A 1,690-nucleotide genomic window follows, 5' to 3' on the forward strand; every position below is an offset into this window, starting at 1 on the left:
GTAGGGAAGCAGACTCGCAGGCATGATGACAGTTCCTACTTGGCAGTGCGTAAAGATGAGAGAATGAAATTTTTGTCCGGCTCCCTTTTTATCATAACTTCCCCACTGAATCGAAACTTCCTTAATGCCGTTGGCTAACTTCCGAGATTAATCGGAACAGTTAACCCTTTTTGCTGTGATATTCACCAGTGTTTAGGGATAACGCTCCCAATCTGGGAACGTTATCCCTGCATCTTGTGTGCTGTTCAGCTCGGGTTTTAGATCGCTTTGCGCATAATTGCGCACCATTTCATGGTGTACATAGTACTCAATTGGTGTACTATGTACCCTTGCAGGGAGAGCATTTCAGTGAGCTATGGGATAGCGTTTATCGAAACTCCGATCTTTACTCGTCAGATAAAGCAGATTGCCACTGATGATGAGCTTAAAACACTACAGAGAACGCTTATCGAATCGCCAGAAAAAGGCGACCTGATACCGCAAACGGGTGGATTGCGAAAAATCAGAATGGCCGTGGGTGCTAAGGGAAAAAGTGGTGGTGTCAGAGTGATTTATTTTCTGGCAACGGTCGAGGTCATCTATCTTGTGTTGGCCTACTCGAAAAGCATGAAAGAAAGTCTGAGCGACGCAGAGAAAATTGAACTGAAAAAATTAACGGCATTATTGAAAGGTGAGGTGTGAAATGCGTTTATTTGACGAACTAAAAATGTCTTTGGAAGAGGCTGTCGATATCAAGCAGGGAGGTAAGTCTCCCGCGCGTGTTACCCACTACGATATTGCAGATGTTCGGGCGATAAGAGAACAGCTCAATATCTCTCAGGGTGAAATGGCAAAAGCACTTGGAACCAGCATTGATACCATCAAAAGCTGGGAAGCTAAACGACGTAACCCCACTGGGCTTGCGGCAAAAGTATTGGCGACCATTCAGGCTAATCCCGCTTTCTTTTATGAACTGGCTGCGCATTGATGAATTTTACCATCTCTGACCGCTAACCCTTATCGGGCCAATTTGTTTATTTTTGCTGTCGTGATAGCCCATATTTCTGTCTCTGATTAGCATGACGGCCAAAAAAAAGCCGGTAAAAACCGGCGAAAGGATCGGAAATTGGGAAATAAATGATGATAGCAACACCATTTTACCGCGTTGCGTTCGCTGCTTTTGTCGATTAATGCGATTACTTATTGCGCGATCATCGCCATAATGCGCAGCCCCCGTTTGCTGTTGTGCTTGTTTACAATGATTTGACCGTGGATAGCACGCAAGCCTGTCTCACATCATCCGCTTTTTGCCGTATAATCTCGTGCTTTACGTTTGAGTTTTGGGGTAATGGTGAAACAACTTTCTCACTTGTTGCGTCGTATGCAGCAGGTATTGCGTGAACCACAGCCAGCAATGCCGGGAAGCCGACAGCTCGTCGTCTCTTTGACCGTGGATGTCGCGGCGGCAGAAGAGAGTGAGCCGTCATTGTTGCCCTGGTTGGCCACCCAGCCCGTCTATCCCCAGTTTTACTGGCAGCACCGGCAGGAGCCTGAAGAGGCTGCCGTGTGCGGTATCGTGCGCGGTTTTCGTCATATCAGTGATGCCGAAGGGTTTTTTCAGCGCTATCGCAGTGCGCCGGATGTGCGTGTCTGGGGCCTCAACGGCTTTGAGCACAGCGCCGTAGAAGGGGGAGATCCGGCCGACTATCTC

2 protein-coding genes and 1 pseudogene are annotated in these 1,690 nt (G+C 47.9%); all 3 read left to right on the top strand.

The window, feature by feature from the left end; translation table 11 throughout:
- Positions 1 to 348 precede the first annotated feature (348 nt).
- The gene (locus J5224_RS26770) at positions 349 to 681 is read left to right on the top strand and encodes a type II toxin-antitoxin system RelE/ParE family toxin (RefSeq protein ID WP_264628196.1); all 333 of its coding nucleotides are present in this window, start codon (positions 349 to 351) and stop codon (positions 679 to 681) included.
- A 1-nt stretch (position 682) separates the two neighbouring features.
- The gene (nadS, locus tag J5224_RS26775; RefSeq protein WP_264628197.1) at positions 683 to 967 is read left to right on the top strand and encodes a NadS family protein; all 285 of its coding nucleotides are present in this window, start codon (positions 683 to 685) and stop codon (positions 965 to 967) included.
- Positions 968 to 1,327: 360 nt separating this feature from the next.
- Positions 1,328 to 1,690, top strand: a pseudogene (locus J5224_RS26780) (isochorismate synthase); the annotation flags it as partial.

The organism is Candidatus Symbiopectobacterium sp. NZEC135, from assembly GCF_025962695.1.